The 26,480-nt window shown below is 66.6% G+C and carries 25 protein-coding genes, 1 tRNA gene and 1 other RNA gene; 13 read left to right on the forward strand and 14 right to left on the reverse strand.

Annotated elements, in window-relative coordinates; genetic code table 11:
• Window position 1: 1 nt before the first annotated feature.
• A complete protein-coding gene (gene der / locus ACWPMZ_RS14300) occupies window positions 2-1,402 on the reverse strand; it encodes a ribosome biogenesis GTPase Der (protein ID WP_455705161.1) in 1,401 nt (466 codons plus the stop codon).
• A 108-nt stretch (window positions 1,403-1,510) separates the two neighbouring features.
• On the opposite strand from der, the gene ACWPMZ_RS14305 reads away from it, so the two are divergent.
• Window positions 1,511-2,239, forward strand: a complete 729-nt coding sequence (locus ACWPMZ_RS14305) for a CHAP domain-containing protein (RefSeq protein ID WP_455704732.1) — start codon at window positions 1,511-1,513, stop codon at window positions 2,237-2,239.
• Here the strand turns inward: ACWPMZ_RS14305 and ACWPMZ_RS14310 are convergent.
• Entirely contained in the window at window positions 2,236-2,553 is a 318-nt protein-coding gene (locus ACWPMZ_RS14310; protein ID WP_455704733.1) for a DUF3297 family protein, read from the reverse strand. The two genes, ACWPMZ_RS14305 and ACWPMZ_RS14310, sit on opposite strands and share 4 nt — an antisense overlap.
• Before the next feature lie 30 nt (window positions 2,554-2,583).
• The gene (locus ACWPMZ_RS14315) at window positions 2,584-2,850 is read right to left on the reverse strand and encodes a hypothetical protein (protein WP_455704734.1); all 267 of its coding nucleotides are present in this window, start codon (window positions 2,848-2,850) and stop codon (window positions 2,584-2,586) included.
• 156 nt (window positions 2,851-3,006) lie between these two features.
• On the opposite strand from ACWPMZ_RS14315, the gene ACWPMZ_RS14320 reads away from it, so the two are divergent.
• Window positions 3,007-3,091 (forward strand) — tRNA-Leu (locus ACWPMZ_RS14320).
• Window positions 3,092-3,133: 42 nt separating this feature from the next.
• Window positions 3,134-4,678 carry a trigger factor gene (gene tig / locus ACWPMZ_RS14325; protein ID WP_455704735.1) on the forward strand — a complete coding sequence of 515 codons (1,545 nt, stop codon included), beginning with the start codon at window positions 3,134-3,136 and terminating at the stop codon, window positions 4,676-4,678.
• An 82-nt stretch (window positions 4,679-4,760) separates the two neighbouring features.
• Here tig and ACWPMZ_RS14330 read toward each other — a convergent pair whose 3' ends face one another.
• The 3 genes from ACWPMZ_RS14330 to ACWPMZ_RS14340 all read right to left on the reverse strand — a co-directional run bounded on the left by ACWPMZ_RS14330 (window position 4,761) and on the right by ACWPMZ_RS14340 (window position 10,660).
• Window positions 4,761-6,947 carry a TonB-dependent receptor plug domain-containing protein gene (locus tag ACWPMZ_RS14330; protein ID WP_455704736.1) on the reverse strand — a complete coding sequence of 729 codons (2,187 nt, stop codon included), beginning with the start codon at window positions 6,945-6,947 and terminating at the stop codon, window positions 4,761-4,763.
• Window positions 6,948-7,051: 104 nt separating this feature from the next.
• On the reverse strand, window positions 7,052-8,539 hold the full coding sequence (locus ACWPMZ_RS14335) for an amidase (protein WP_455704737.1): 1,488 nt from the start codon (window positions 8,537-8,539) through the stop codon (window positions 7,052-7,054).
• Between the two features lie 30 nt (window positions 8,540-8,569).
• A complete protein-coding gene (locus ACWPMZ_RS14340; RefSeq protein WP_455704738.1) occupies window positions 8,570-10,660 on the reverse strand; it encodes a TonB-dependent receptor domain-containing protein in 2,091 nt (696 codons plus the stop codon).
• A 227-nt stretch (window positions 10,661-10,887) separates the two neighbouring features.
• Here ACWPMZ_RS14340 and ACWPMZ_RS14345 point away from each other — a divergent pair, with 227 nt between their 5' ends.
• Both ACWPMZ_RS14345 and clpX read left to right on the forward strand, forming a co-directional pair.
• Window positions 10,888-11,580, forward strand: coding sequence for an ATP-dependent Clp protease proteolytic subunit (locus ACWPMZ_RS14345; RefSeq protein ID WP_455704739.1), 693 nt, complete (start codon window positions 10,888-10,890; stop codon window positions 11,578-11,580).
• Between the two features lie 157 nt (window positions 11,581-11,737).
• Window positions 11,738-13,003, forward strand: a complete 1,266-nt coding sequence (gene clpX / locus ACWPMZ_RS14350; protein ID WP_455704740.1) for an ATP-dependent Clp protease ATP-binding subunit ClpX — start codon at window positions 11,738-11,740, stop codon at window positions 13,001-13,003.
• Here clpX and ACWPMZ_RS14355 read toward each other — a convergent pair.
• From ACWPMZ_RS14355 to ACWPMZ_RS14380, 6 genes are all read right to left on the reverse strand, one after another.
• Window positions 13,000-13,497, reverse strand: a complete 498-nt coding sequence (locus ACWPMZ_RS14355; protein ID WP_455704741.1) for a GFA family protein — start codon at window positions 13,495-13,497, stop codon at window positions 13,000-13,002. The two genes, clpX and ACWPMZ_RS14355, sit on opposite strands and share 4 nt — an antisense overlap.
• Before the next feature lie 10 nt (window positions 13,498-13,507).
• Window positions 13,508-14,467, reverse strand: coding sequence for a cation diffusion facilitator family transporter (locus ACWPMZ_RS14360; protein ID WP_455704742.1), 960 nt, complete (start codon window positions 14,465-14,467; stop codon window positions 13,508-13,510).
• Between the two features lie 4 nt (window positions 14,468-14,471).
• Window positions 14,472-15,140: a monofunctional biosynthetic peptidoglycan transglycosylase gene (gene mtgA / locus ACWPMZ_RS14365; RefSeq protein WP_455704743.1), complete on the reverse strand. Its 669-nt coding sequence runs from the start codon at window positions 15,138-15,140 to the stop codon at window positions 14,472-14,474.
• 35 nt (window positions 15,141-15,175) lie between these two features.
• Window positions 15,176-16,429: an MFS transporter gene (locus tag ACWPMZ_RS14370; protein ID WP_455704744.1), complete on the reverse strand. Its 1,254-nt coding sequence runs from the start codon at window positions 16,427-16,429 to the stop codon at window positions 15,176-15,178.
• A gap of 103 nt (window positions 16,430-16,532) precedes the next feature.
• Window positions 16,533-17,444, reverse strand: coding sequence for an RNA polymerase sigma factor RpoH (rpoH, locus tag ACWPMZ_RS14375; RefSeq protein WP_455704745.1), 912 nt, complete (start codon window positions 17,442-17,444; stop codon window positions 16,533-16,535).
• Window positions 17,445-17,561: 117 nt separating this feature from the next.
• The gene (locus ACWPMZ_RS14380) at window positions 17,562-18,515 is read right to left on the reverse strand and encodes an RluA family pseudouridine synthase (protein WP_455704746.1); all 954 of its coding nucleotides are present in this window, start codon (window positions 18,513-18,515) and stop codon (window positions 17,562-17,564) included.
• A 104-nt stretch (window positions 18,516-18,619) separates the two neighbouring features.
• Here ACWPMZ_RS14380 and ACWPMZ_RS14385 point away from each other — a divergent pair, with 104 nt between their 5' ends.
• The 3 genes from ACWPMZ_RS14385 to rnpB all read left to right on the forward strand — a co-directional run bounded on the left by ACWPMZ_RS14385 (window position 18,620) and on the right by rnpB (window position 20,451).
• The gene (locus ACWPMZ_RS14385) at window positions 18,620-19,261 is read left to right on the forward strand and encodes a histidine phosphotransferase family protein (RefSeq protein WP_455704747.1); all 642 of its coding nucleotides are present in this window, start codon (window positions 18,620-18,622) and stop codon (window positions 19,259-19,261) included.
• A 22-nt stretch (window positions 19,262-19,283) separates the two neighbouring features.
• Window positions 19,284-19,994 carry an N-acetylmuramoyl-L-alanine amidase gene (locus tag ACWPMZ_RS14390; protein WP_455704748.1) on the forward strand — a complete coding sequence of 237 codons (711 nt, stop codon included), beginning with the start codon at window positions 19,284-19,286 and terminating at the stop codon, window positions 19,992-19,994.
• Between the two features lie 39 nt (window positions 19,995-20,033).
• An RNA gene (rnpB, locus tag ACWPMZ_RS14395) (RNase P RNA component class A) lies at window positions 20,034-20,451 on the forward strand.
• Here the strand turns inward: rnpB and ACWPMZ_RS14400 are convergent.
• The gene (locus ACWPMZ_RS14400; protein ID WP_455704749.1) at window positions 20,452-21,360 is read right to left on the reverse strand and encodes a metallophosphoesterase family protein; all 909 of its coding nucleotides are present in this window, start codon (window positions 21,358-21,360) and stop codon (window positions 20,452-20,454) included. It abuts the RNA gene before it with no gap.
• A gap of 157 nt (window positions 21,361-21,517) precedes the next feature.
• Here ACWPMZ_RS14400 and ACWPMZ_RS14405 point away from each other — a divergent pair, with 157 nt between their 5' ends.
• Complete coding sequence (locus tag ACWPMZ_RS14405; protein WP_455704750.1) at window positions 21,518-22,264, forward strand: TorF family putative porin; 747 nt, start codon at window positions 21,518-21,520, stop codon at window positions 22,262-22,264.
• Between the two features lie 254 nt (window positions 22,265-22,518).
• Window positions 22,519-22,953, forward strand: a complete 435-nt coding sequence (locus tag ACWPMZ_RS14410) for a VOC family protein (RefSeq protein ID WP_455704751.1) — start codon at window positions 22,519-22,521, stop codon at window positions 22,951-22,953.
• A gap of 36 nt (window positions 22,954-22,989) precedes the next feature.
• Here ACWPMZ_RS14410 and nhaA read toward each other — a convergent pair whose 3' ends face one another.
• Window positions 22,990-24,180 (reverse strand): Na+/H+ antiporter NhaA, encoded by a 1,191-nt coding sequence (gene nhaA, locus ACWPMZ_RS14415; protein ID WP_455704752.1) that lies wholly within the window; start codon window positions 24,178-24,180, stop codon window positions 22,990-22,992.
• Between nhaA and ACWPMZ_RS14420 the strand changes: the two genes are divergently transcribed.
• Genes ACWPMZ_RS14420 through ACWPMZ_RS14430 form a run of 3 tightly spaced genes read left to right on the forward strand, consistent with a single transcriptional unit; the run spans window position 24,173 to window position 26,440 of the window.
• Entirely contained in the window at window positions 24,173-24,700 is a 528-nt protein-coding gene (locus ACWPMZ_RS14420) for a hypothetical protein (RefSeq protein WP_455704753.1), read from the forward strand. The two genes, nhaA and ACWPMZ_RS14420, sit on opposite strands and share 8 nt — an antisense overlap.
• Window positions 24,701-24,746: 46 nt before the next feature.
• Window positions 24,747-25,664, forward strand: a complete 918-nt coding sequence (locus ACWPMZ_RS14425) for a sulfite exporter TauE/SafE family protein (protein ID WP_455704754.1) — start codon at window positions 24,747-24,749, stop codon at window positions 25,662-25,664.
• Window positions 25,661-26,440 (forward strand): TIGR02186 family protein, encoded by a 780-nt coding sequence (locus ACWPMZ_RS14430; protein ID WP_455704755.1) that lies wholly within the window; start codon window positions 25,661-25,663, stop codon window positions 26,438-26,440. Before ACWPMZ_RS14425 ends, ACWPMZ_RS14430 begins: the two co-directional genes overlap by 4 nt.
• The last annotated feature ends 40 nt before the right edge of the window (window positions 26,441-26,480 follow it).

Below are 26,480 nucleotides of genomic sequence, written 5' to 3' on the forward strand. Positions count from 1 at the left end.
TTCATCCCTTGGCAAAAGGGTTCTTCGCGCTCTTCATCGTCAGCCGCACGGGCACGGCGCCGAAGTCGAGGTCCTGGCGGATCGAATTCAGCAGGTAGCGCTCGTAGCTTCCGGGCAGATCGTCGAGCCGCGTGCCGAAGACCACGAAGCTCGGCGGGCGGGTCTTGATCTGGGTGATGTAACGCAGCTTGATGCGGCGGCCGCCGGGGGCTGGGGGCGGATTGGCTTCCAGCGCGTGGTCGAACCAGCGGTTGAGCGCGGCGGTCGGCACGCGGCGGCTCCACGCCTCGCGCACCTGGAAGGCGGCCGAGAGCATCTGGTCCAGCCCCTTGCCGGTCATCGCGCTGACGGCGAGCAGCGGGACGCCCTTCAACTGCGCCAGCCCTTCGTCGAGCGCGGCGCGAATCCCGTTGAACAGGCCGCTGGCGTTTTCCGCCACGTCCCACTTGTTGATCGCCACGATCAGCGCGCGGCCTTCCTCCAATACGAGGTTGGCGATCTTGAGGTCCTGCACTTCCAGCCCGCGGGTGGCGTCGAGCAGCAGGACGACGACCTCGGCGAAGTCGATCGCGTGGCGCGCGTCGGCCACCGACATGCGCTCCAGCTTGTCCTGCACCTTGGCCTTCTTGCGCATGCCCGCGGTGTCGACGAGCTTGATCTTGCGCACCTCGCCCGATGTCGGATCGGTCCATTCCCAGTCGACGGCGATGGAATCGCGGGTGATCCCGGCCTCCGGCCCGGTCAGCAGGCGATCTTCGCCGAGCATGCGGTTGATCAGCGTGGACTTGCCTGCGTTGGGCCGCCCGACGATGGCGAGCGAGAGCGGGAAGATGTCCACGTCCTCGCCCTCGTTTTCGCCCGGTTCCTCCGGCCACGGCTGATCGTCGTGCCCTTCGGGCTCCAGGATCGGCAGCAGGGCTTCGAACAGATCAGCCACGCCCTCGCCGTGCTCGGCGCTCATGGCGACTGGCTCGCCGAAGCCGAGTTCGTAGCTTTCGAGGATGCCGCTATCGCCCGAACGCCCCTCGGCCTTGTTGGCGATCAGGATGACCGGCACGTCCTGCGCGCGCAGCCAGCGGGCAATCTCGCGGTCGAGCGGCGTCAGGTCGGCGCGCGAATCGATCACGAACAGGGCCACATCGGCGCCCTTGAGTGAGACTTCGGTCTGCGCGCGCATCCGGCCGGGCAGGCTTTCGGGCTCGTCGTCTTCCCAGCCTGCGGTATCGACCAGCTGGAAATCCATGCCCAGCAGGTGCGCGTCGCCGAAGCGCCGGTCGCGCGTCACGCCGGGCTGATCGTCGACCAGCGCCAGCTTCTTGCCGATCAGCCGGTTGAACAGCGTCGACTTGCCGACGTTGGGCCGGCCGATGATGACGACTTGCGGAAGGGTGCGCGCGGGCATGGCGGGCAAGTGGCGGTTCGCGGGACCGTTGGCAAGTTCCAACGGTTGCCGCCGCGTTAACCATACGGCGTGAGCCGGAATTAACCCTGCGACCATAGCCCTTGCCGCATGGACAGGATTTCACGCGTCTCGACTGCCATCGCACTGGCCGTGCTGCCGGTGGCGGCGGCGGCCAATCCGGTGCGGCAGACCGCGCAGGAACTGCCGGCCTACCTGGAATGCGTGCCCTATGCGCGCGCGGTTTCGGGCATCCAGATCTATGGTGATGCCTGGACATGGTGGGACCAGGCCGAAGGCCGCTATGCCCGTGGAACCATGCCCAAGGCGGGCGCGGTCATGGCCTTCGTTCCGCACGGCAACATGCGCCTGGGCCATGTCGCTGCCGTCAGCCGGGTGATCGACAGGCGCACGGTTTTGCTGCGCCATGCCAACTGGTCCCCGATCGACGGGCGCCGCGGCCAGGTGGAGGACGATGTCCGCGCGGTCGACGTGTCCCCGGCCAACGACTGGAGCGCGGTGCGGGTCTGGTACGCGCCGTTGGGCGATGTCGGCACGACGGCCTGGCCGGTCAGCGGTTTCATCTATCCCGCAGGGCAATGGCAGGCGCCGCGTCTCGTCCAGGCGGCCGCGCCAGCTCCACCGCCGCCCGTCAGGCCATCGGGGGATTTCCTCAGCGCTTTTGCGGATCTTGGCGCGAGATCGGTTCCGGCCGCACCTGACAGGCAGCTTGCCAGCGCCCGGATTCCCAGCGCCCAAACACCGGCTTCGCCCGCACCGCTTCGGCAACTCGCCAGCGCCTCCGCGCCGGTCGATCTCCTGTCGCAGGTCCGGCGTTAGGCCTTTGCCACGGGCGCGTCGTCGCCCAGGTCTTCGTACCATGCTTCGACGGGGCCGTTCAGCTTGAGCGTCAGCGGCTGGCCCTTGCGGTCCATCGTCTTGCCGGCCTGAACCCGCACCCAGCCTTCGGAGATGCAGTACTCTTCCACGTTGGTGCGTACCGCGCCCTTGAAGCGGATGCCGATTCCGCGCTGCAGTTTGTCGGCATCGAAATGCTCGCTGCGCGGGTTGATCGCCAGGCGATCGGGCGGGACGTCAGCCCCGCCGGCAGCGGCTGCGGGGGTGGTTTCCATCGGGGTGTTGTCTTCGCTCATCCGCCGCCCCTAGCCGCTGCCTCGGGAAAATCAATCCGGCGGCGGGATCTGGTTCGGGCTGGAGGGGTGCTGGGGCATTTCCTGCGGTACCTCGCCCGGCTGGTCGATGTCGCCCCCGCCGGGTATCTCCTCCTGCGGTGCGCGGCCTGGATTGTCCACGTCGCCCTGATCGGGCACGATCTCGTCAGGGGTCTGTCCCGGGTTGTCCTGGTCGCCACCCTGGCCCTGCTGCTGGGCGTGCTCCTGGATGACCGGCGGGATCTCGTGGCCGAGCGGGCCTTGCTGGTGGTTTTCCATGATTCGCATTCCTTTCGTGCAACAGAAGAACCCTCCAGCACGCCCGCCTGTTCCACGCCGTGGGTACGCTCTGCCGTGACGCTTGCCCTTTTTGGCGCGCGTCTGTAACGGCGCATCCCTGTGCGCAGGCCCCGGCCTGCACGGGATCGTCGGGCCGCGGGCGTGGCGGAACTGGTAGACGCGCTGGATTTAGGTTCCAGTATCGCAAGATGTGGGGGTTCGAGTCCCTTCGCCCGCACCAGTTCCTGGCGCCCGGGAACGGAAGATTTTTGGAAGGCTAGAAATGCAGATCGTCGAGACCACCAACGAAGGCCTCAAGCGCGGCTATACCGTTACCATTCCTGCCAAGGATATCGAAGCGCGCATCGACGCCGAGGTGAAGAAGGTTGCCCCGCAGGTGCGCATGCCCGGCTTCCGCCCGGGCAAGGTGCCGGCCAACCTCATCCGCAAGATGCACGGTGAAGCGCTGCATTCCGATGCATTCCAGGCCGCGATGCGCGAATCGCTCGACAACCTGATGCGCGAGAAGAAGCTTCGCCCCGCGTTGCAGCCCAAGGTCGACCTGGGCGACGGCTACGAACAGGGCAAGGATGCCGAGCTGACGGTCGAGCTGGAGGTCCTGCCCGACATCGCGACGCCGAACGTCGACGGCCTGAAGCTCGAGAAGCTGAACGTTCCGGTGACCGACGAACAGGTCGATCAGGCGCTCGAGCGCCTGGCCGGCAACCAGAAGAGCTGGAAGGACGCGCCCAAGGGCAAGAAGGCGGCCGAAGGCGACCAGCTCGTGATCGACTTCGTCGGCCGCGTCGACGGGACCGAGTTCGAAGGCGGCAAGGCCGAGGGCGCGCCGCTCGTGATCGGCTCGGGCCAGTTCATCCCCGGCTTCGAGGACCAGCTGACCGGCACGAAGGCGGGCGATGCCAAGACCATCACCGTGACCTTCCCCGAGGACTATCCGGCCACGCATCTCGCCGGCAAGGCGGCCGAATTCGACGTGACCGTGCAGAAGCTGCAGGTCGAGGATGCGACCAAGGTCGACGAGGATTTCGCAAAGTCGCTCGGGCTCGAGAGCCTCGACAAGCTCAAGGAGCTCCTGCGGGCGCAGCTCGAGCAGGAGACCGCCGGGCTCACCCGCACGCAGATGAAGCGCCAGCTGCTCGATAAGCTGGCCGCCGATCACGATTTCGACGTGCCGCCGGCGATGGTCGAGGCCGAGTTCGAGCAGATCTGGCAGCAGCTTCAGGCCGAAGCCGCCCGCGAGGACGACCCGGCTGCGGCGATGAAGGAAATCGAGGACGAGAAGGACGACTACCGCAACATCGCGGAGCGCCGCGTGCGTCTCGGCCTGCTCCTGTCGGAAATCGGCCAGGCCAACGGCGTCGAGGTGAGCCAGCAGGAAATGTCGATGCTGTTGCAGCAGGCGGCCCAGCAGTATCGCCCCGAGGACCGCGAGCGGTTCGTGGACTTCGTGCGCAACGACGCGATGGCCCAGGCCCAGCTCCGCGCCCCGCTCTATGAAGACAAGGTCGTCGACTTCCTGTTCGACAAGGCCGAAGTCTCGGAACGGGACGTGACCCGCGAGGAACTGGAAGCCGCAATCGAGGCCGAAGAGCCGGCGCAGGCCGCGAAGCCCGCGAAGAAGGCGGCCGGCAAGAAGGCTCCGGCCAAGAAGCCCGAGGCCAAGGATGCCCCGGAACAGACCGCTGCGAAGGCTCCGGCCAAGAAGGCTGCCGCCGCGAAGGCTGAGAAGCCTGGCGCCGACACGCCCGCCGCGGACAAGCCGGCAGCCAAGAAGCCCGCCGCCAAGAAGCCGGCAGCGAAGAAGTAAGACCTGTCGGCCGGCACGCGCCGGCCGAGGACGAGGGGCGGGTCCATCGCGCGATGGACCCGCCCTTTTTCGCATCTGGCGGCTAGAAGTTACCCTTCACGATGAAGTTCACCACCCGGCCGATTTCCCGCCGGCGGTCTTCCGAGAACAGCAGGGGCGAGCTGCCGCGCGGGCCGACATAGACGAACCGGTTGAGCACGACCGGCCGTTCGAGGAGGTTGTTGACCTTCGCCTGCACGGTCAGCCCGAAGACATTCTTGTGCTCGAGCAGGAATGTGAGCTGCTTGTCGATCGCGTAATCGTATCCGTATTCCGCGACACGGTAGTAAGGATTGAAGCCCTGGTCGCGAAACCCCGTGCCGACCGCCCAGTTGCTGCGCGGGATGTCGTAGCGGAAATCGAACTCGAAGCTGTGCGGCTGGGCGAACTGGACCGGCAGGTAACCCGCATCCACCGGATCGGGATAGCGGGAGTCGCGCATCGACATACGCACGTCGACCTTGCCGCCCGGCAGCCCGATCGGATCGAACTTGAGGGTGCCGTTCACTTCCCCGCCGAAGATGCGCGCCCAGTCGACGTTCCCGCGCGCTTCGCCGCCCGTCGCCGTCGGGACGATCGTGATGAAATCCTCGAACCGGCGGGCAAACCCGCGCGCCGTGATGCTGCCCCAGGCACCCAGGTTGCGGGTGACCTCGATCTCGCCGCCCCAGCTCTGATCGGGCCGCAGTTCGTTGTTGCTGGCGTTCTGGTTGTTCTCGCCGAGATTCACCGCGGCCAGGAAGTCCGAGAAATTGAGCTGGCCCACCCGCCGGTCCACCTTGGCCGATACCGACCAGCCGGGCCCCGGAGTCCAGCCCAGGGTCAACGTACCTTTCGGCCGCTGGAAGCTGCGGGCATTGGCGTCGTTGCCGGTTTGCCGGATCGCCGAATACTCGCCGCCCGCGACCAGCTGCATGGTCAGCCCATCGGCCAGTTGGCGGCTGAACGAGAGCAGCGATTCGTAGCGGTCCTCGCGCACGCCGCCCGTGCCGGACGGAAACGGTATCGGGACAAAATCGCCTGAAGGTGCCAGCACCGCCAGCATTCCGACCTGGTCGAGCTTGTTGAACGCGGCTTCGACCGACCATTGCCAATCGCCGCCCAGCATCGCCCACGAATATTCGCTGCGGCCGATCCGCTCGCCGCGCTTGCTGCCCTGTTCGAACTTTATCCCGGTCGGGTTCGAACCGTTCGCCGGATCGAGGATCGACTGGGTGCGCAGGTTAAGGGTCTGCGCGCTGGTGAGCCCGATCAGCTTCAGGCGGCCCGGCCCCAGGGCGAAATCAACGTCGCCGCTCACTTCGAAATCGTGCCCGCGATTGCGTTGCCGGAAGAAATCGGTGAGCGCAGCGGTGCCCGGCGGGCCTACGACCGTCTCATCCTCGAAACTGCGGAAGCGGCGATGCAGGTAGGAGGCGTTGAGGTTCATCACCGTCCCCCCGGCCGTGCGATAGCGGGCCGCGCCCGAAACGCGCTTGTCGTCTCCCGCCGCCTTGAACAGGCTGAATCGATCGTCGTACGTCCCGTTGCCGAACGTCACCCGGTTGATCCCGGCGTTGCCGTTCCTGACGGGGCGGCCTTCGAGGGCCAGCGTGAAGTTGAAGTTCCCGAACGTTCCGGTGAGCGAGACGATGCCTTCCAGCCAGCGCATGTCGGCGTATTCGGCCGCGAGCTGGGGACGCCACTCGAACTGCCCCTTCATGCCGTCGGTCGAACGGGCGACGACGTTGGCGACGCGGCCCGAGATGCCCGGAATGCCGAGCGTAGCCCCGTCGACCACTTCGATCCGCACGACGCTGCTGGCCGAAATCCGCGTCAGTTCGTCGGTGACCGACCCCGCCTTGGTGACGATGCGCTCGCCATTGAGCAGAACGTTGCCGCTGGCCTGACCTAGTCCGCGCGCATTGGCGTTGAGCGCGCCGGGCCCCTCGATCGCGAACCCGGGCACCTGCTGGAGCATGTCGAGCGCGGAGCGCGGATTGAACCCGGCGAAATCTTCGGGGGTGTAGATCTGCCGTGCGCCGATGGCCGCGTCGGCCGCTGCGGCGGCGCCGAGCTCCTCCTGCCCGCGGGGATCGGCCGGGTAGGTTTCGCCCGCGTTGGTTTGCGCCAGCGCTTCTCCGGTCGCGGTGACCTGACCGGTCGGATCGTCGGAAGTAACGGGCCCAGCCTGCGCGGAGGCGCCCACCGGCCAGCAAAGGGCGGCAAGCGCGCATGCCGTGTGCGGCATCGACCTCGCTGCGTCCCGAACCATTCCCCCCCGATCGTTGACAATGCCCGACCTGCGCCTCGCCTTACCCACCGGCGAGCACAGTGCCAAGGGAGCCTCGCGTATTAATCTGTCGCGGGCGGGGTCCAACGCGTCAACGATGGTGCCGGCAATGGGGCGCTTCGCACAATTTCGTAAGCCGCCCCGGCTTGGAGGATGGCGGCGTCCGCCCACTTGGCGCCCATGAAACTGAGCCCGACGGGCAGGGATTCGACCGCGCCCATCGGCACCGTCAGATGCGGATAACCGGCCACCGCCGCCAGGCTCCCGGCGCCGATCGAGCCGTTATAATGATCGCCGTTGATCAGATCGCTGGTCCAGGCCGGACCGACCGTGGGCGCCACGAGCAGGTCCAGCCGGTTGTCGGCGAGAAGCTTGTCGATCCCCTCCTTCCCGGCGAGGCGCAGGCTGTCTTCCCTGGCCTTGCGATAGGCGGCGGCATCGGTCGTCTTGTCTGCCTGCTCGAACAGCTCCTGCCCGAACCAGCGCAGCTCTTCCTTGTCGGTCCGGTTGAAGGCGATGGCATCGGCGAGGGAGCGGACCGGAATGTCGGCGGGCGATCCGGCAAGATATTCCCCCAGGGTCGCGCGAAGTTCGTAGAGCAGAACGGTGAACTCGGCCGAGCCCATGGCATCGGGCGCCTCGTAATCCAGCTCGACCAGTTCGGCGCCCGCTTTGCGGAGATCGGCCAGGGCCGTCTCGAACAGGCTTGCCACCCGGCCGTCGTTGCCGACCGACTTGCGCAGCACGCCCACCCGCTTTCCGGCCAGCGTCGCGGTGGCGAGGCCGGACGTGAAGTCGCTCTTGCGCCGATCGGCCTCGGCGGTGGCCGCGTCCGCCGGATCGCTGCCGGCGATGGCATTGAGCAACAGGGCAGCGTCGTAGACCGTGCGGGTCATCGGGCCGGCGGTGTCCTGGCTCGAACTGATGGGGACGACGTGCGTGCGGCTGACAAGGCCCACCGTTGGTTTGAAACCGACGATGCCGTTGACCGCGCTGGGGCAGGTGATCGATCCGTCGGTTTCCGTGCCGATGGCGCCCCAGGCCAGCCCCGCGGCGATGGCCGCCCCGCTGCCGGACGAGGAGCCGCAGGTGTTGCGGTCGATCGCGTAGGGGTTGCGGGTCAGGCCGCCCACCGCGCTCCACCCGCTGGTCGAATTGCCCGACCGGATATTGGCCCATTCGGACAGGTTGGTCTTGCCCAGCACGACCCCGCCCGCCGCGCGCAGCCGCGCAACCAGCGGCGCGTCGCGCCCGGTCATGTTGCCGGCCAGCGCCTTGCTTCCCGCCGTCGTCGGCCACTCGCGGGTCTCGACGTTGTCCTTGATCAGGACCGTGCGGCCGGCGAGCGGGGCACCGCTGCTTGCCGCCTCCTTCGCCGCCGCGGCCGCCTCGTCGGCGCCGAGCGAGACGATGACCGCATTGAGCGTCGGCCCCCGGTCGTCCAGCGCGGCGATGCGCTGCGCGAAAATCCGTGCGTCGTCCGCCGGCTCGGCGAGGGCGGGGCAGGCGAATGCGATGGCGGCCGTGGCCGCGAGCAGATGGATCCTCATGCTCGGCACACTGCCACCGCGGTGGCGGGTTTAGAAGCTTCCCTTCACCTGCAGGCGGAAAATCTGCGAAACCCCGATCCGCCGGTCTTCGACCGACACGATGGGGCTGCGGTCGCGCAGGCCGCTGTACACGGTCCGCCGGAAAAAGGCGTGGCCGTCGGTCAGATTGAAAACGTTGAGGTTCACAGTCAGGCCGAGGACATCCTTATGCTCGACGAACCCGAAGGTGTAGACCGGCCCCTCATAATCTTTCGAAGTCTCGCTCAGCCGGACGAACGGCTGCGAATGATTGACGTTCATGCCCACGCCGAAGGCCCAGTCGCTGGCGGGAACGTCCCAGCGCAGGGTCGTGTCGTTGCGGAAGTCGCGGATGCCGCTGAACGGTCTGCCCATCCCGGTAAGGGGATCGTCCAGGCGGCTCGCCTCGTAAGTTGAGGCCGAGGTGATCTTGGCGCCCTTCCAGCCGAGGGGATCGAGGTTGATCGTGGCGTTGGCGAACAGACCCAGGAGCCGTGCATTACCGGCGATGTTCCCGCGCGATTCGCCGCCCGGGACGGGAATGTAATCGATATAATCCTCGATCAGCCGGCCGTAGGCCCGCACATTGAGCGAACCCCAGGCGCCGAGGTTCTTCTTGGCATCGAGTTCGACCGACCAGGCTTGCTGCGGGACCAGCACGACATTGCCTGCAGTCTCGTTGTTCTGCGTGAGATTGACGCTCGCCAGGAAGTCCCCGAACGCAAGTTGACCGACCGTTCGCGCAAGCTTCAGCGAAAGATCGAAGCCGGTCTGGGGTGTCCATGCCAGGGTGAGCGAACCCTTGGGGCGCCAGAATTCGCGAGTGAGGCCGCCCGGCCCGGTCTGCGCAAGCCTGGAATATTCGCCGCCCAGGCCAGCTTGCAGCGTCAGGTTGCCGGCCAGCGAACGGTTGTGGGTGAGGATCGCTTCATACCGGTCCTCCGTCACGCCGCCCGTTGCGCCGGGGAAGGGTACGTCGACGAAGGCCCCGGAGGGATCGAGCGTTTCGAACGTGGAAACCGCGCGGTATCGATTGAAGGCTGCTTCGGCATCGAATTGCCAGCTGCCGTCCAGCATGTTCCAGGCATATTCCGCGCGCGCGATCCGCTCGCCGGTCCGGCGAACCTGGTCGAAGCGCGAGCCGGTCGATGGACTGCCGTCGGCGTAGATCAGCACCGATGTTGCCGGGCCTTCGCCCAGTTCGAATCGCTCCAAGCCGATCAGCTTGAGTCTGCCCGGGCCGAGCGCGAAGTCGGCGTCGGCGCCGAGCTCGTAATTGTATCCGTTGTCGATATTGGTGAAATCGCGGAACCGGTCGACACCGGTGGGCAGGTCGCGCTGTTCGTCGTGCACGAAGCGCGTCCAGGAGCGGCCGTAGATCGCCCGTGCGTTGACGATCGTGCCGCCCGCGCTGGTCCACTTGATCCGCCCCGTTAGCGACGGGAATTCGCCCTTGAAATATAGCAGCGTGTCGCGCGTCTCGAGAATATTGCCGTTTCCGTCGTACAGGTAGGTCCCGAGCCCGCCGGCGCCGCCCCGGCCCACTCCGTGATTGAAGGCTGCGGTCCATTCGACATTACCGCTCGAGCCGGTGAGCGATACTTCGCCGCCGCCGAAACTCGGTCGGGCATACTTCGGGCGAGCGACGGCGCGGTAATCGAAGCGTCCGCTGATATCGCCCGTGCGGGTAATGACGTTCGCAACCTGGCCTGCCAGCCCCGGAATACCGAGCGAAGCACCGTCGACGATCTCGATCCGCACCACGCGGTCGGCGTTGATGCGGGAAAGCTGGGCCGCGATCCCTTCCGACTTGCTGGCCGGGCGCTCGCTGTTCACCAGCACGTTCTGGTTCGCCTGGCCCAGGCCGCGTCCCTGGTCCTGCTGCTGGACAGCGAAGCCGGGGATCTGGTTGACCATGTCGAGCGCGTTGCGCGGTGCGAAGCGGGCGAAATCCGCGGGCAGGTAGACCTCTCCGGCCGAAGCGGTCTCCGTCGCCACCGGGGGCGGGGCATCGCCGCTCCCCTGCGCCCAGGCGGATGCCGGAAACAGCCCCAGCGCCAGGGCGGCAAGCGCGGGCCGGGAAACGACGACAGGTGTTTTCATTCGGCGTGCCTATCGCCGCCGGCCCGGTCCCGCAGGCGCGGTTCGACCGGCGGCCGTCTGGCGACGATATCCGGCCCGCGCGGCGGACGAACCGCCGATTGGCGCGGACGAACGCCGGGCGCGGCCGACGAACCGCGATCCCGCCGTCCCCAGCCGCTTCCCGCAAGCCCCTTGAACATCGCAGTGCAAGGCGCGACATAGGCGCCCTAGCACAGACGAGAGGACTTATGATCGACCTGTTCGGCAGCGGTAACGCACAAGGCAAGTTCAACCACGACCCCGTGACCGGAGCCCTGGTGCCCGTTGTCGTCGAAAGCACAAGCCGCGGCGAGCGCAGCTTCGACATCTTCAGCCGCCTGCTGCGCGAGCGCATCGTCTTCGTGACGGGCGAGGTCGAGGACAACATGGCCTCGCTGATCGTCGCCCAGCTGCTTTATCTCGAGAGCGAGAACAGCCGCGACATCTCGATGTACATCAACAGCCCGGGCGGCGTGGTGACGGCCGGCATGGCGATCCACGACACCATGCAGTACATCAAGCCGCGCGTGTCGACCGTGGTCGTCGGCCAGGCGGCCAGCATGGGCAGCTTCCTGCTCGCGGCGGGCGAGCCGGGCATGCGCATCGCGCTGCCCAACAGCCGGATCATGGTCCACCAGCCGAGCGGCGGCGCCCGCGGCATGGCGAGCGACATCGAGATCCAGGCCAAGGAAATCCTGCGCATTCGCCGGCGGATGAACGATCTTTACGTCAAGTACACCGGCCAGAGCCTGACCGATATCGAGAGGACGCTCGATCGCGACACCTTCCTCGAGGCCGAGGAAGCCAAGGCGTTCGGCATCGTCGACAAGGTTTTCGAGAGCCGTCCGGCGACGGACGAGGTCGGCGACACCAGCGGTTCGGCGGGCGGCGCCCCCGATTAACGGGCCCCGCCGGACTGTAGCATTTTGGCAACCTTGCCCCTTCACGCTGGCGCAAGGCGTGGGGATTAAGGATAGCGCGATTGATTATAGGGTTCCCCGGCCTACATTGCCGGGGACGAATCCCGCGTGATATGATGCGCGGGAACAGGATGACGGAATGACGAAACTCAGCGGGTCGGACAGCAAGAGCACGCTCTACTGCAGCTTCTGCGGCAAGAGTCAGCACGAGGTGAGGAAGCTCATCGCCGGGCCCACGGTATTCATCTGCGACGAATGCGTGGAACTCTGCAACGACATCATTCGTGAAGAAACCAAGGGCGGTCTCACCGGCAAGAAGGACGGCGAGATCGCGACGCCGCAGGAAATCTGCAACACGCTCGCCGATTACGTGATCGGTCAGGAGCGGGCGAAGCGCGTGCTCTCGGTCGCGGTACACAACCACTACAAGCGGCTCAAGCACAGCGGCAAGGCGGGCGACGTCGAGCTGGCGAAGTCGAACATCCTGCTCGTCGGCCCGACCGGCAGCGGCAAGACGCTGCTGGCCCAGACGCTGGCGCGGACTTTCGACGTTCCCTTCACGATGGCCGACGCGACGACGCTGACCGAAGCCGGCTACGTGGGCGAAGATGTCGAAAACATCATCCTCAAGCTGCTGCAGTCGTCCGACTACAACGTCGAAAAGGCGCAGCACGGCATCGTCTACATCGACGAGATCGACAAGATCACCCGCAAGGCGGAAAATCCCTCGATCACCCGCGACGTGTCGGGCGAAGGCGTGCAGCAGGCGCTGCTCAAGCTGATGGAAGGCACGACCGCCTCGGTTCCGCCGCAGGGCGGGCGCAAGCATCCGCAGCAGGAGTTCCTGCAGGTCGACACGACCAACATCCTGTTCATCTGCGGCGGTGCGTTCGCGGGGCTGGAGAAGGTCATCGCCGACCGCCTGCAGAAGCGCAGCATCGGTTTCGGCGCCAACGTCGCCGATCCCGACGCGCGCCGCGTGGGCGAGCTACTCGAGAAGTGCGAGCCGGAAGACCTGCTGAAGTTCGGCCTGATCCCCGAATTCGTCGGCCGCCTGCCGGTGATCGCCACGCTGCACGACCTTGACGTCGAAGCGCTGGTCGAAATCCTCAAGGAGCCGAAGAACGCCCTGGTCAAGCAGTACCAGAAGCTGTTCGAGCTCGAGGATGTCGAGCTGACCTTCACCGACGATGCACTGGTGGCGATCGCCAACAAGGCGATCAAGCGCAAGACCGGCGCGCGCGGATTGCGCTCGATCGTCGAAGCGATCCTGCTCGACACGATGTTCGACCTGCCGGGCATGGACGGGGTCACCGAAGTCGTCGTCGACAAGGACGTGGTCGACGGCCGCAAGGAACCGGTCCGCGTGATGACCAGCAAGAAGGGCAAGGAAGAGGCGGCCTAGCCGCCTTCGCCCGCCTTGCGACGATCCAGCAGGGTCTGCATCCGTGCCACGCGCTCGGGCGGCAGCAGTTCGAACGGGTTGTAGGTGGTCGCGAACGCGGGAATGCCTTCCGGCAAGGCGACCCACGGCATCCTGCTTTCGGTAAAGATCACTGCGTCGGGCGTGAAGGCTCCGTTGTCGTCCAGCGTGCCCACGCGCAGGCCATAGCCGAGATTGCCCAGGCGTGGATAACGGCTCCACACGGCCGTGCCGCACTCGGTGCAGCGACAGATGGTGTGCGGCCCGCCGCTGCCGGCCAAAACGACGCTTTCCCGCAGTTCGCCCTGCACAAGTTCGATCCGCTCGGCCTCGAAGAAGGCGTTGACAACGCTGGTGGAGCCGGTCTGCTGTTGGCACAGCCGGCAATGGCAATTGTTGGCGAAGATCGGCTCGCCGGTGACCCGGTAGCGAACCGAACCGCAGCCGCAGCCGCCTTCGCGCACCGTGTCGTCCATGCCCATCTCCTCAATGATGCGCCGCGTGGCCCAGGCCACATTCTTCGGTGCCGGTTTCGACCTGCAAGGTCACATGGCCGATGCGGTGGTGATGCTCCAGCGCGCCGGCCGCCTCGCGCAGCATCCCGTCGCCGGGATAGCCGCCGGGCATGACGAGGTGCGCGGTCAGCGCGGTTTCGGTCGTGCTCATCGGCCAGATATGCAGATCGTGGACGGCAACGACACCCGGCAGGCCTTCGAGATAGGCCCGCACTTGCGCATCGTCGATATGGTCAGGCACCGCCAGCAGACCCATCTTCACGCTGTCGCGCAGCAGTCCCCAGGTGCCGATGCCGATCACGATCACGATCACGAAGCTCGTCACCGGGTCGATCCACATCGCCCCGGTCAACAGGATCAGCGCCCCGGCGATGACCACGCCCAGGCTCACCAGCGCGTCGTAGGCCATGTGCAGGAAAGCGCCGCGGATGTTGATGTCGTGCTTGCGGCCGCGCGCGAAGAGCAGGGCAGTGGCGGTATTGACCACGATCCCCACGCCGGCGACGGCGACCATCGTCCACCCCTCGACTGACGGCGTGTTGAAGAAGCGGTTGACCGTTTCGAACAGGATCGCGCCGATGGCGATCAGCAGCAGGCCCGCATTGGCCATCGCAGCCAGGATCGAGCTTGCCTTGTAGCCGTAGGTAAAGCGCGAGGTCGCCGGGCGGGTGGCCGCCCAGCTGGCCCCCCAGGCGATCAGCAGGCTCAGCACGTCGGACAGGTTATGCCCGGCATCGGCCAGCAGCGCCATCGAGCCCGACCACAGGCCGAACCCGGCCTCGATCAGGACGAAAGCGGAATTGAGCAGGATCCCGATGGCGAAGGCCCGCCCGAAATCCGCGGGCGCGTGGCTGTGCCCGTGCCCGTGCCCGTGGCCATGCGAATGGTCGTGGCCTTGTGCCTCATGCGAATGGTCATGCCTCGCCCCCATCGCGTCACTCGTAAATGCAGGAGTCGAGCCCGTCACGCCTGACGGAGCCGATGCGAGCGGCGATTGTGTTGCCGTACCGGCGGGTAAAGCCGGTCGGGTTCACCACGGCGCGCTTCTTGGGCAGGGGCAGGGCGGCCGCCATGCGGGCCGCTTCGTCGCGCGACAGGCGGGCGGCGGAATGCTTGAAGTAGCGCTGGCTGCCGGCCTCCACGCCGTAGGTGCCGATGCCGGTCTCCGCGACGTTGAGGTAGACCTCCATGATGCGCCGCTTGCCCCAGCCCTTTTCGATCAGGAAGGTGAACCAGGCTTCCAGCCCCTTGCGGAAATAGCCGCCGCCCTGCCAAAGGAACACGTTCTTGGCGGTCTGCTGGCTGATGGTCGAGCCGCCGCGGATGCGGCCGCCTTCCGCGTTGCGCTCGATCGCTTTCTCGATCGCCTCGCGGTCGAAGCCGTCGTGGCTGCAGAATTTTCCGTCTTCGCCCGCGATGACCGCGGACACCATGTTGCGGTCGATCCGGCTGAGCGGCGTCCAGTCCTTGGAAAGGGAATTGTCGTCCATCAGCATCGTCGCCGTCACCGGGACCGGCACGAAGCGGAACACGAGGACGAGCAGGAGGCTGAGGCCGACGAACAGGGCAAGTGCCCAGATCAGGAAACGCATCGCACGGATCATGGGGACGGACTATAAGCCGCGCACGCCTGGCGCAACTATGCGGCGGATCCGCGCGGGCGTGTGAGCAGCACGAAGGCCCAGAACAGCACCAGCGCGCCGGCCGGAAACAGCAGTTCGCCCAGCAGCATCATGTCCGTCCCGTAGGCATCGTGGATATGCCCGTCGATCTGCGACATGGCCGCGATGGGGATGTTGGACAGCGACGCCATCAGGTTCCAGTTGGTCGCCGGCGATTTCTTGCCGATCGCCTCGAGCACGATGGCCGCATACCCGGTGTAGGCCATGCCGACCATCGCCTGGTAGGCCAGCACGCCGACCACGAAGACTTCGGGCGTGCGGGGAAGCGCGATCAGCGAGACCGACACCAGCCCGACCAGGATGCCGAACATCGAGTAGGCCTTCTTGAGGTCCATCCGGTCGCAGATGTAGCCGGCCACCAGCGCGCCGACGATCGACGCCACGCCGCCGAGGACGCCGTTCACCGTGGCGACGATGTTGGCGCCGGCATCCCACTCCCTGGCGATGGCCGACCACGGAACGCCGCCCGACCCGATCGGAAGGATCATGATGATCAGCGCAAGGTAGCCGAGGCGCGATCGGGCCACTTCCCATACGTTGACGATGACTTCCTTGAGGTGGGCGAGATAGTTGACGCCCTGCAGGCCGACCTTGACCAGTCGCGGCAGGAACAGCGTGGCGCCCCAGCACGCGAAGCACACCAGCGCCAGCACCAGCCCCGAAATCCACGGCTGGGCGAGGTTCTCCGCCAGCAGCAGCCCGACGCCGCCGCCGAGCCCGGCTCCTCCCAGATTCCCCGCCTGCGACCAGCCGCTGGCCCGCCCGCGAAGTTCGGGCGGCACTTGGTTGGCCATGAAGATCTCGGTCGCCATCGAGATGAAGGTCGAGGCGACCGAGGACCCGACAAGAATCGCGATGAGCAGCGGAACGCCCGCCTCGGTCTTGGGCAGCGCGCTCATCAGCAGGATCGAGAGGCCGACGATCGTCGTGCCGAGGCCGTACCAGACCTTGGGATTGCCGATCGTGTCGACAAAGGGCGCCCACAGCATCTTGACCGTCTGCGGCCAGACCGACAGCGCGATGACGGTGCCGATGATCGCGGTCGACAGGCCCGCCTCGCTGAGCAGGAAGGCGAGGGTGACCGAGACGTAGCCGCTCGAGATTCCGAACGGGGCGAACAGGGGCGCGAAGATCGCGGGCTTGGAGATCGTGCCGGAGGAGAGATGATCGGGATCGACGCCGGGCCCCGCTTCGGCGTGAACGGTCGTCATGCGCATCTCCAGGCGCTCAGGCGCCGGGCGCGAGGGTTAGCGGCAAAGAAAAGCCGGGCAAGCCCAAATTGGCTTGCCCGGCTTTGCTGTCTTATTATTGCCGTCAGGCCGGTTGCGGCGCCGGCAGGAGCTTTTCGATGGCGATGCGTTGCATCGCCTTCTGCAGCTTCTCGAACGCGCGAACCTCGATCTGGCGGATGCGCTCGCGGCTGACGTCGTAGACCTGCGACAGCTCTTCCAGCGTCTGCGGGTTCTCGGTCAGGCGGCGCTGGGTCAGGATGTGCTTCTCGCGCTCGTTGAGGCTGTCCATCGCCTCGACCAGCATGTCGTGGCGCACTTCGGCTTCCTCGGCGTCGGCGACCAGCTCGTCCTGCAGCGGGCCGTCATCGGCCAGCCAGTCCTGCCATTCGCCCGAGCCTTCCTCGCCGCCGCGCATCGGCGTGTTCAAAGATCCGTCGCCGCCCATGAGCATGCGCCGGTTCATATTGATCACTTCCTGCTCGGGCACGCCGAGGTCGCGGGCGATCGTCGCCACGTCGTCCGGATGGAGATCGGTGTCCTCGTAGGCGTCGAGGTTCTTCTTCATCCGGCGAAGGTTGAAGAACAGCTTCTTCTGCGCCGCCGTGGTGCCCATCTTCACGAGGCTCCACGACCGCAGGATGAACTCCTGGATCGAGGCCTTGATCCACCACATCGCGTAGGTCGCCAGGCGGAAGCCGCGATCGGCCTCGAACTTCTTGACGCCCTGCATCAGGCCCACGTTGCCTTCGGAAATGAGGTCGCTCACCGGCAGGCCGTAGCCGCGGTAACCCATGGCGATCTTGGCGACCAGCCGCAGGTGCGAGGTCACGAGCTGCGCCGCAGCTTCAGGATCCTCGTGCTCCTCGAACCGCTTGGCGAGCATGTATTCCTGCTCGGCCGTCAGCACGGGGAATTTCTTGATTTCGGCGAGATAGCGGTTGAGGCTCTGCTCTCCGCCCAGTGCCGGCACGCTGAGTGCTTTCGACTTGTTCACGTTACTTCCCATACCTTTCTATCGTCGGCCGGCGATGCACGAGCCCCTGCTGGGCACCCGCACTGTGCGGCCACGTTCCCTCGTTATAACACACAAACCCGCCCGCCAGCGTGCAGTTCATCGATTTGAATGACCGGTTCGTTCGATAAGTTCCGCCATGTCGGCGGGCAGATCGCTCGAAAACGACAGGCGGTGTCCCAAAACGGGGTGAACGAAGCCGAGAACGGCCGCGTGCAGCGCCTGGCGATGAAATGCGAGATCCCTGAGGATCGGCCGGAGAACGGCATTGGCACGTCCATATACAGGATCTCCCACTAGCGCATGACCGATTGACGCAAGGTGAACCCGCACCTGGTGCGTCCGCCCGGTCTCCAGCCGGCATTCGACCAGCGCGCAATTGTCCAACTTTTCCAGCACCTTGTAATGCGTCACTGCATGCTTCCCGCGGCTCGAGGCGTCGGGCAGCGGTGCCATCTTCTTGCGGTCGGTATCGGAACGGCCGATTCGCCCGCGAATCGTGCCCGCAGCGGGCTTTGGATGGCCATTGGTTACGGCCAGATAGGCCCGCTCGATCGAATGGTCGGCGAACTGCCTGGCCAGCCCTTCGTGCGCCTTGTCGCTCTTGGCGACGACGAGCAGGCCGGACGTGTCCTTGTCGATCCGGTGGACGATGCCGGGCCGCGCCACCCCGCCAATGCCCGAAAGCTGCCCAGCGCAGTGATGCAGCAGGGCGTTGACCAGGGTGCCGTCCGGGTTCCCGGCTGCCGGGTGCACGACCAGCCCGGCCGGCTTATCGACCACGATGAGGTGCTCGTCCTCGAACGTCACCGACAGCGGTATGTCCTGGGGTTGCGCGACCGGATCGCCCGCCGGGGGCACGGCAATTTCGAACGGCGTGCCCGCCGCGACCTTTACCGAGGGTTGCCTCGCCGGGTCTCCCGCCAGTCTGACGTTTCCTCCGCCGATCAGCGCCTGGACGCGCGCGCGGGAGAGGCCGGTCGCGTCGGCCAGCGCCTTGTCGAGCCGGCCCGCGGCTGCGACGCACCCCTGCAGGATATCCCCATCCCCCATTGCCCAAATATGGGATCGAGGCCGGCCCGCCACAAGGAGTGTGGCGTGCGGTGGGCGGTTGGGCCGCTCTTCCCTTGATGGCAATCGCTGGCTAGAGCGGCGCCATGTCCTCAAACACGGTCGATCTTGCCTCACTCCTCTGTTCTCGTCTCTGTCACGACCTGCTCAGTCCCGTCGGGGCGCTGAGCAACGGCATCGAACTGCTGCGCGACGAGCGCGACGCCGAGATGCGGGCTCGCTGCATGGAGCTGCTCGAACAGAGCGCCCGGATCAGTGCCGGCAAGCTCAAGTTCTTCCGCCTCGCCTATGGCGCGGCCGGCGGTTTCGGCGACGAAGTGCCCACCGAAGAGCCGCGCGAGCTGGTCCAGGGGCTGGTCGGCGACAACGGGCGCATCGTCCTGCAATGGGCGGTCGGCGAACCGCAGTTGCCCAAGCCCGCGGTCAAGGTGCTGCTCAACCTGGCGGCCATCGGCATCGACGCCCTGCCGCGCGGGGGCCAGCTCGATGTGGGGGCCGAACGGCGCGACGGGGCGACCGAAATCGCCGTGCGCGCAGCGGGCGGCAAGATCGCGTTCGATCCCACGATCGGCCAGGCTCTCGAAGGCACGCTGCCGCTCAACGACCTGTCGGGCCGCACCGCCCCGGCGCACATGATCCGGCTCATCGCCGAAGGCGCCGGCGGCGGATTGCAGTTCGCCCAGAGCCAGGGGTCGCTCGTCATGGGGGCAGTGCTTCCCGACGCCTGACGCGCCGGAGAAGCAGGGCGACATGGCCGACGAACTGGTCCACCGCGAAGCCCCCTCGCCGAACTGGAACGACCGCGGCGAGGACACGATCTCGATGGTCGTGCTGCACTATACCGACATGCTGTCCGCCGACGAGGCGATCGCCCGGATGTGCGATCCCGAGGCGGAGGTCAGCGCGCACTACCTCGTCTCGCGCGAAGGCGAAGTCGTCCGGCTGGTCGACGAAGACAAGCGCGCCTGGCACGCCGGGGTCAGCTTCTGGCGCGGCCACGCCAACGTCAACGGCAAGTCGATCGGCATCGAGCTCGACAATCCGGGGCACACCAACGGCTACGAGCCGTTTCCCGATGCGCAGATCGAGGCGCTGATCCCACTGCTCGCGCGGATCGTCCGTCGATATGACATCCCGCGTGCCAACGTGGTGGGGCATTCCGACATCGCCCCGCAGCGCAAGCTCGATCCGGGCGAGCTGTTCCCCTGGGATCGGCTGGCCGAGGGCCGCCTGTGCCTGCCGCGGCCGGAGAAGCTCGAACTGGGCGATCCGTTCGACAACGACGGAGCATTCTACCTCGCGCTCGAACGCTTCGGCTACGACGTGTCGGACGGGCATGCCGCGGTCAGCGCCTTCCAGCGCCGCTGGCGCCCTGAACGGATCGACGGCGAGATCGACGGCCAGGTTCGCGCGATCCTGTTCCAGTTGCTCCTAGATCGCGACCAGGGACGGACCAGATAGCGGCTCCCATTCGGCAAGTGGCGTGCTATGCACGGCGGGCCAGGGGGCCGGGCAGCCGCGTCACTTAAGTGTCGAGGAAAGTCCGGGCTCCACGAAGCAAGGGTGGCGGGTAACGCCCGCCGTGGGCGACCATAGGGAAAGTGCCACAGAGAGCAGACCGCCGATGGCCCGCGGCTCCTTCGGGGGTTCGGGGGCACAGGCAAGGGTGAAAGGGTGCGGTAACGGCGCACCGGGGGCCTGGTGACAGGACTCGCATGGCAAACCCCACCCGGAGCAAGGCCGAATAGGGGCGGCGTCCCCGGATTCGTTCCGGGGAGGGATGTTTCGTCCCAGTCGCCCGGGTTGGCTGCTTGAGCGGCGCGGCAACGCGTCGCCGAGATGAATGGCTGCCCCCGCGGCGCTGGTCTCTATGATACCGGCCGCGGGACAGAACCCGGCTTACAGGCCCCCTGGCACCTTAAGCGGCAAGCTCGTGCGCCGCATGGGCCGCTTCGCCCGGATCGTCGCACGCTTCCAGGTAGCGCCGCGTCGCGCCTTCGAGGACGAGGGCGGTAAGCCGCCCGCTGAGGTAGGCGCCGGTATCGATTCCGATGCGGTTGCCCTTGTCCACCGGCGCATCGGTGATCGTATGCCCGTGCACCACCGTGGCCCCATGCGGCCGCCCGTGCGACAGAAAGGGCTCGCGGATCCACCGCAGGTCCTTGGGCGATTGCTCCTCGAAAGGGGCCCCGGGCCGTATGCCCGCGTGGACAAAGACATAGTCGCCGATCACGATCAGGTCCTCCAGCGCCGCCAGGAAGGTGCGGTCCGCCATCGGAACCGCCGCGCTCATCAGCGCCTGCGCCTCGTCGATGTCGGCATAGCGGAAGGCCTCGGGATCGACGCCGTAGCTCAGGATGGTTTCCTGCCCGCCGAAGCGCAGGAAGTGGCGCAGCACGTCGGTATCCTCGAAGCTGTCGAGGAACATTTCCTCGTGGTTTCCGCCTAGGATTCGGACCGTGCGCCCGCGCTGCCAGTCGCGCGCCCTGGCAACCACCCCGGCGCTGTCGGGGCCCCGGTCCACCAGGTCGCCCAGCAGGATCACGGTCGTATTTGCTGGAGGAAGGGCCGCATCGTCGGCCTCGATGATCGCGATCATCTTCTCGAACAGATCGAGCCGGCCGTGAATGTCGCCGATCGCGTAGATCCGCTCCCCCGCGGGCACGGCGGCTGGCGGCGGCGCGCTCTCGCGGGCCAGCAGGCGTTGAAAGGCTTGCAGCATTCCTTTCAGGTGGCAATTGGTCTCCCGCAGCGCAAGACCGCGCCCGATGCGCGTTGCCGGCGCGGCGCAGGTGATGCGCGAAAGGCACACATCGCTATCGGTCATATCCATTTTTGCAACTGGCATCTTGTGCATTGCAGCAAACGCGTCCACCTTCGCATCGAACTCGCGTGAAGTCCGATCCCGCAAAACGAGGACGGCCATGCGGGATCGCAGGTAGGGACGAAGCACAGTTTCACTTCAGCATTTGAGGGAATTGCCCATGCTTACGTCCATCCGCAGCTTGTCTGCTGCCACCGCTCTGGCCGGTGCGGCTTTCGTTTCGACCTCCGCTGCCGCGCAAGACGCCGAATCGGACATTTCGGTGTCTGCCAACGTCGCACTGACCACCGACTACCGCTTCCGGGGCGTATCGCTCTCGGGCGGCGATCCGGCCATCCAGGGCGGCGTCGACGTTACCTTGCCCGCCGGTTTCTATGTCGGCACCTGGGCCTCCTCGATCGACGGCGGCGCGTACGGCACGATGGAACTGGACGTCTACGGCGGCTGGACGGGCGAAGTCGCCTCTGGCGTGACCTTCGACGTCGGCCTGCTCAAGTACATCTATCCCAACGGTGCCCCGGGGGTCGATCTCGACTACTGGGAACCCTATGCCTCGGTCGGCTTCGGCCTCGGACCGGCATCGTTGACGGTCGGCGCGGCCTACGCCTGGGAACAGGATTCGCTCGGCGGCGGCGACAACACCTACATCTATACGGACCTCGAATTCGGCGTGCCGACCACCCCGGTGACGCTCACGGCCCACGTCGGCTATACCGACGGCGCGCTCGCGCCGCCGCTCCTCTCGGGGCTTTCGGCGGACGACAGCGGCTTCGACTACTCGATCGGCGCCAGCGCCACCGTCCTCGGCAGCCTGTCGCTGGGCGTGTCGTACATCGGCGTGGACGGCCCGTCGGTCGACGGTCTGACCGACGATGCCATCGTGGCGACCCTGTCGGCCGAATTCTGACCGGGGTCATCGACGACTAAGCAAGGGGGCCCGTGCCGCTTCGGCGGCGCGGGCCCTTTTGCTTTTCAGGTCCGGGGCGTATTGCCGAACGCGAGCCTATTCCGCAGGGCAGGGATGCAGAGGCAGCCTCCGGACAGGCGAATTGAGCGCTTGATTGAAAGCCTCCCACCGCTTTAGGCACCCCTTCGACGCGATCCGGCGCCACGGGCTTTGCACTCCCGGCTTAAATCGGATCGAGAACGAAAGGTCCCGCGATGCAGTATCTCCACACGATGATCAGGGTTTCCAACCCCGATGCGACGGTCGACTTCCTCAAATTGCTCGGATTGGAAGAGGTGCGCCGGATGGAGAGCGAGAAAGGGCGTTTCACGCTCATCTTCATGGCCGCCCCCGGCCAGGCCGGCGTCGCCGAAGTCGAACTGACCTACAACTGGCCCCCCGAAGACGGCTCCGCGCCCGAGCAGTACGCCGGTGGGCGCAACTTCGGCCACTTGGCCTACCGGGTGGAGAACATCTACGACACCTGCCAGCGGCTCATGGATGCAGGGGTCACCATCAACCGCCCGCCGCGCGACGGCCACATGGCCTTCGTCAGGACGCCCGACGGTATCTCGGTCGAGCTGTTGCAGGACGGAAACCTGCCCCCGCAGGAGCCCTGGGCGAGCATGGAGAACACGGGCAGCTGGTAAGCTCGGCCCCGCCCGTCCGTACCGAACGGAACTCCGCTAGGACGGCTCCGGCTCCGGGCGCGCGATCCGCAGGATCATGTAGCCCAGTACCGCCGAGACCAGCGTGCCCGCCAGCACGCCCAACTTGACCTGCTCGTAGAGCTCGGGGTGGTCCTCGAAAGCCAGCGTGCCAATGAACAGGCTCATGGTGAAGCCGATGCCGCACAGGACCGCAGCGCCGTAGAGCTGCGGCAGGGTGACGCCGGGCATTCGCCGGGCAAGCCCGATCCACTCGGCGATCAGCACAGCGCCGAAGACGCCGATCTGCTTGCCCAGTACCAGGCCGGCCGCGACCGCCATCGGCAGGGGCGCGAACAGGGCCTCGAGACCGAGCCCCCGCAGATCGACCCCGGCGTTGGCGAAGCCGAACACGGGAATCACGAAGTAGGCGTTCCAGCCGACGAGCCGATGTTCGAGATCTGCAAGCATGGGCCGCCCGTCGCGCCGCCGCATCGGGACGGTCAGGGCCGCGACCACCCCGGCGATCGTCGCGTGAACGCCCGAATGCAGGACGCAGAACCACAGGACAAGCGCGGCGGCAACGAACAGCCGGTTCCGGTCGACCTTCAGCCAGTTCATCAGCACCAGCACCATCGCCACCGCCAAGGCACCGAAGAGCCAGGCGAGCTTGATGTTCGCGGTGTAGAAGAACGCGATGATCAGCACGGCGCCGATGTCGTCGACGATCGCGACGGTGAGAAGGAACAGGCGCAGCGGTGGCGGCATGCGCTTGCCCAGCAGCCCGACGATGCCCATCGCAAAGGCGATGTCGGTCGCTGACGGAACGGCCCAGCCGCGGGCGAGCAGACTGTCAGATCCGGTAATCAGCAGAAAAACGCCGGCCGGCACGGCCATGCCGAGGAATGCCGCCAGCACCGGCAGGCGCAGATTCTTCGGGTCGGACAACTCGCCTTCCATTAGCTCGCGCTTCACCTCCAGCCCGACGACGAAGAAGAACACCGCCATCAGCCCATCGTTGATCCACAAGTGGAGGTCGCGGAGCTTGGGGATCGGGGTCCAGGGGAGCGGAGCCAGAAACACTTCGCGATAGGTGTCCGCCATGAAGGTGTTGGCGGCGACCATGGCCAGCAACGCCACCAGGATCAGCAGGATGCCTTCGCGCGCGTCGCTGACGAACAGGGCGCGCAGGGGCCGGGTGGCCAGTTCGGCAATCAACTTCGTGGGCATCGGGCATCCCTCGCGAACTACCGGCCGCTATTCAAGCGAAACCGGAAACGTCCGTGCAGACGCGTTGGGCCTGTCGGTGCGGCCGTTCGCGACTATTTCCATGCGGGCTGCGGCAGAGGTGCGTATCAGTGACACGGCAGCCGGAAGCGAAGTGCGCCCGGCGGCGTACGCGGTTACCGAGCTGCCTCCATTAAGCCTGCCTGGCGGGTGGCAGGCCGAAGCTTATGCCCAGGCAGGCTACGTCGGCGGACGGTTCGCTACCGGATTCGTTGATGGGCAGGCGCGGCTCGATCGCAAGATACTGTCTCCGGGCATGGAAGGGGCCGAGCTGCGCGCCGGCTTGGCGGCGTGGGGCGGCGCACAAAAGGGCGCGGCCCGGCTCGATATCGGACCGACCGCATCGCTCGGCTTCCGGCTCGGCGACGCCCGGTCTCGCCTGGCGGTCGACTATCGCTTTCGCGTGGCGGGCGAGGCGGAGCCCAAAAGCGGGCCGGCCGTGACCTTATCGGCCGGATTTTAGCGGCCGTCACCTTTAACGCGGGCGCCGCCTGTATTAACGCGGCCGCATGGACGTCTACCTTCCCATCGCCAATCTCGCGGTCAATGGGCTGGTCATCGTCCTGCTCGGCGCGGCGACGGGCATCCTGTCGGGCATCTTCGGGGTGGGCGGAGGGTTCCTCACAACCCCGCTGCTGATCTTCTACGGGATTCCGCCCACCGTGGCCGCGGCATCGGCCGCCACGCAGGTCACCGGGGCGAGCGTGTCGGGCGTGCTGGCGCATGGCAGGCGCAATGGGGTCGACTACGAGATGGGTCTCGTCCTGGTCGTCGGCGGGACTTTCGGGGCGGTCGTCGGAGCCGGGCTGTTCAATCTGCTGACCGCGCTGGGCCAGATCGATACGGTGATCTCCATCCTCTACGTCGTGTTGCTGGGCACGATCGGGTCGCTGATGGGCCGGGAATCGATCCAGGCGCTGCGCCAGGCGAAAGCAGGGGGCGACCGCCCCCGAGCCGCAAAGCGGCGCCATCACCCGCTGGTGGCGAGCCTCCCGCTTCGCTGGCGGTTCTACCGCTCGGGCCTCTACATCTCGCCGATCGCCCCCCTGCTGCTGGGCATAGTGGTCGGCATCCTGACCATGCTGATGGGGGTTGGCGGCGGCTTCATCCTCGTACCCGCGATGCTCTACGTCCTGGGCATGAGCGCCGGTGTGGTGGTGGGCACGAGCCTGTTCAACATTCTGTTCGTCACGATGGCGAGCACCATGGTCCACGCCCTCACGACCAAGGCGGTCGACATCGTGCTGGCGGGCACGTTGCTGTTCGGCTCCGTGGTGGGTGCGCAAGTGGGGGCCAAGCTGGCGGTCACCATCAAGCCCGAGATCCTGCGCCTGATCCTGGCCACGATCGTCATCCTCGTGGCGCTGCGGATGGCCTGGGGCCTGACGATCCGGCCCGACGAGGTCTACACGGTCGTGCCGCTGTGAGCGGCGCCTCGCAAGGCACGCTGGGCCGTATCCTGCTTGCGCTCGGCCTGTTCTTCGCGCTGACCGGCCAGCGCGACCCGATCCTCGTGCCCGAAGTGAGCCAGCACGAAATCCAGGTCCGCCAGGGTTTTACCGGGACCGAGCTGCTGCTCTTCGGGGCGATCCTCGAGCCGGACGGGCGGCGCGCCGGGCGCGATTACGACATCGTCGTTGTGCTCAAGGGACCGACCCAGGCGATCGAGCTGCGCGAGAAGCAGCGCATCCTTGGCCTGTGGATCAACGCCGACGATACCGCCTTCCGGTCCGCCCCCTCGTTCTTCGCGGTGGCCAGCTCCCGGCCGATCGATGCGATCGTCGACGAACGCACGGCGGCGATCTACGAACTGGGGCTCGATTATCTGCAGCTCTCCCCCTCGGATTCGATCGATCCCGAGGAACAGCAGCGGTTCACCACGGGCCTGGTCGGGATGCGCAAGCGGGCGGGGCTCTACAAGGAAGACCCGCACGGTGTCGCAGTGAGCGAGCAGGTTCTCTATCAGGCGCGCCTTGCACTTCCCTCCAGCGTACAGACCGGTCGCTACACGGCGGAGACGTTTGCCATTACCCGCGGCCGGGTGGTCGCCTCGGAGATCGCCGAGGTGGAAGTCCGAAAGGTCGGGTTCGAGAAGCGCGTGGCCGACTTTTCGAATGACGATTCCTTCGTTTACGGCTTACTCGCGGTCTTGCTCTCGGTCGGCATGGGCTGGCTGGCGGGCCGCCTCTTCGCCCTCATCTGACGGCCCGGTTGACGCGATCTTAACCCCCTTTTGGCTAAGT

The organism is Tsuneonella sp. HG222 (assembly GCF_053819185.1).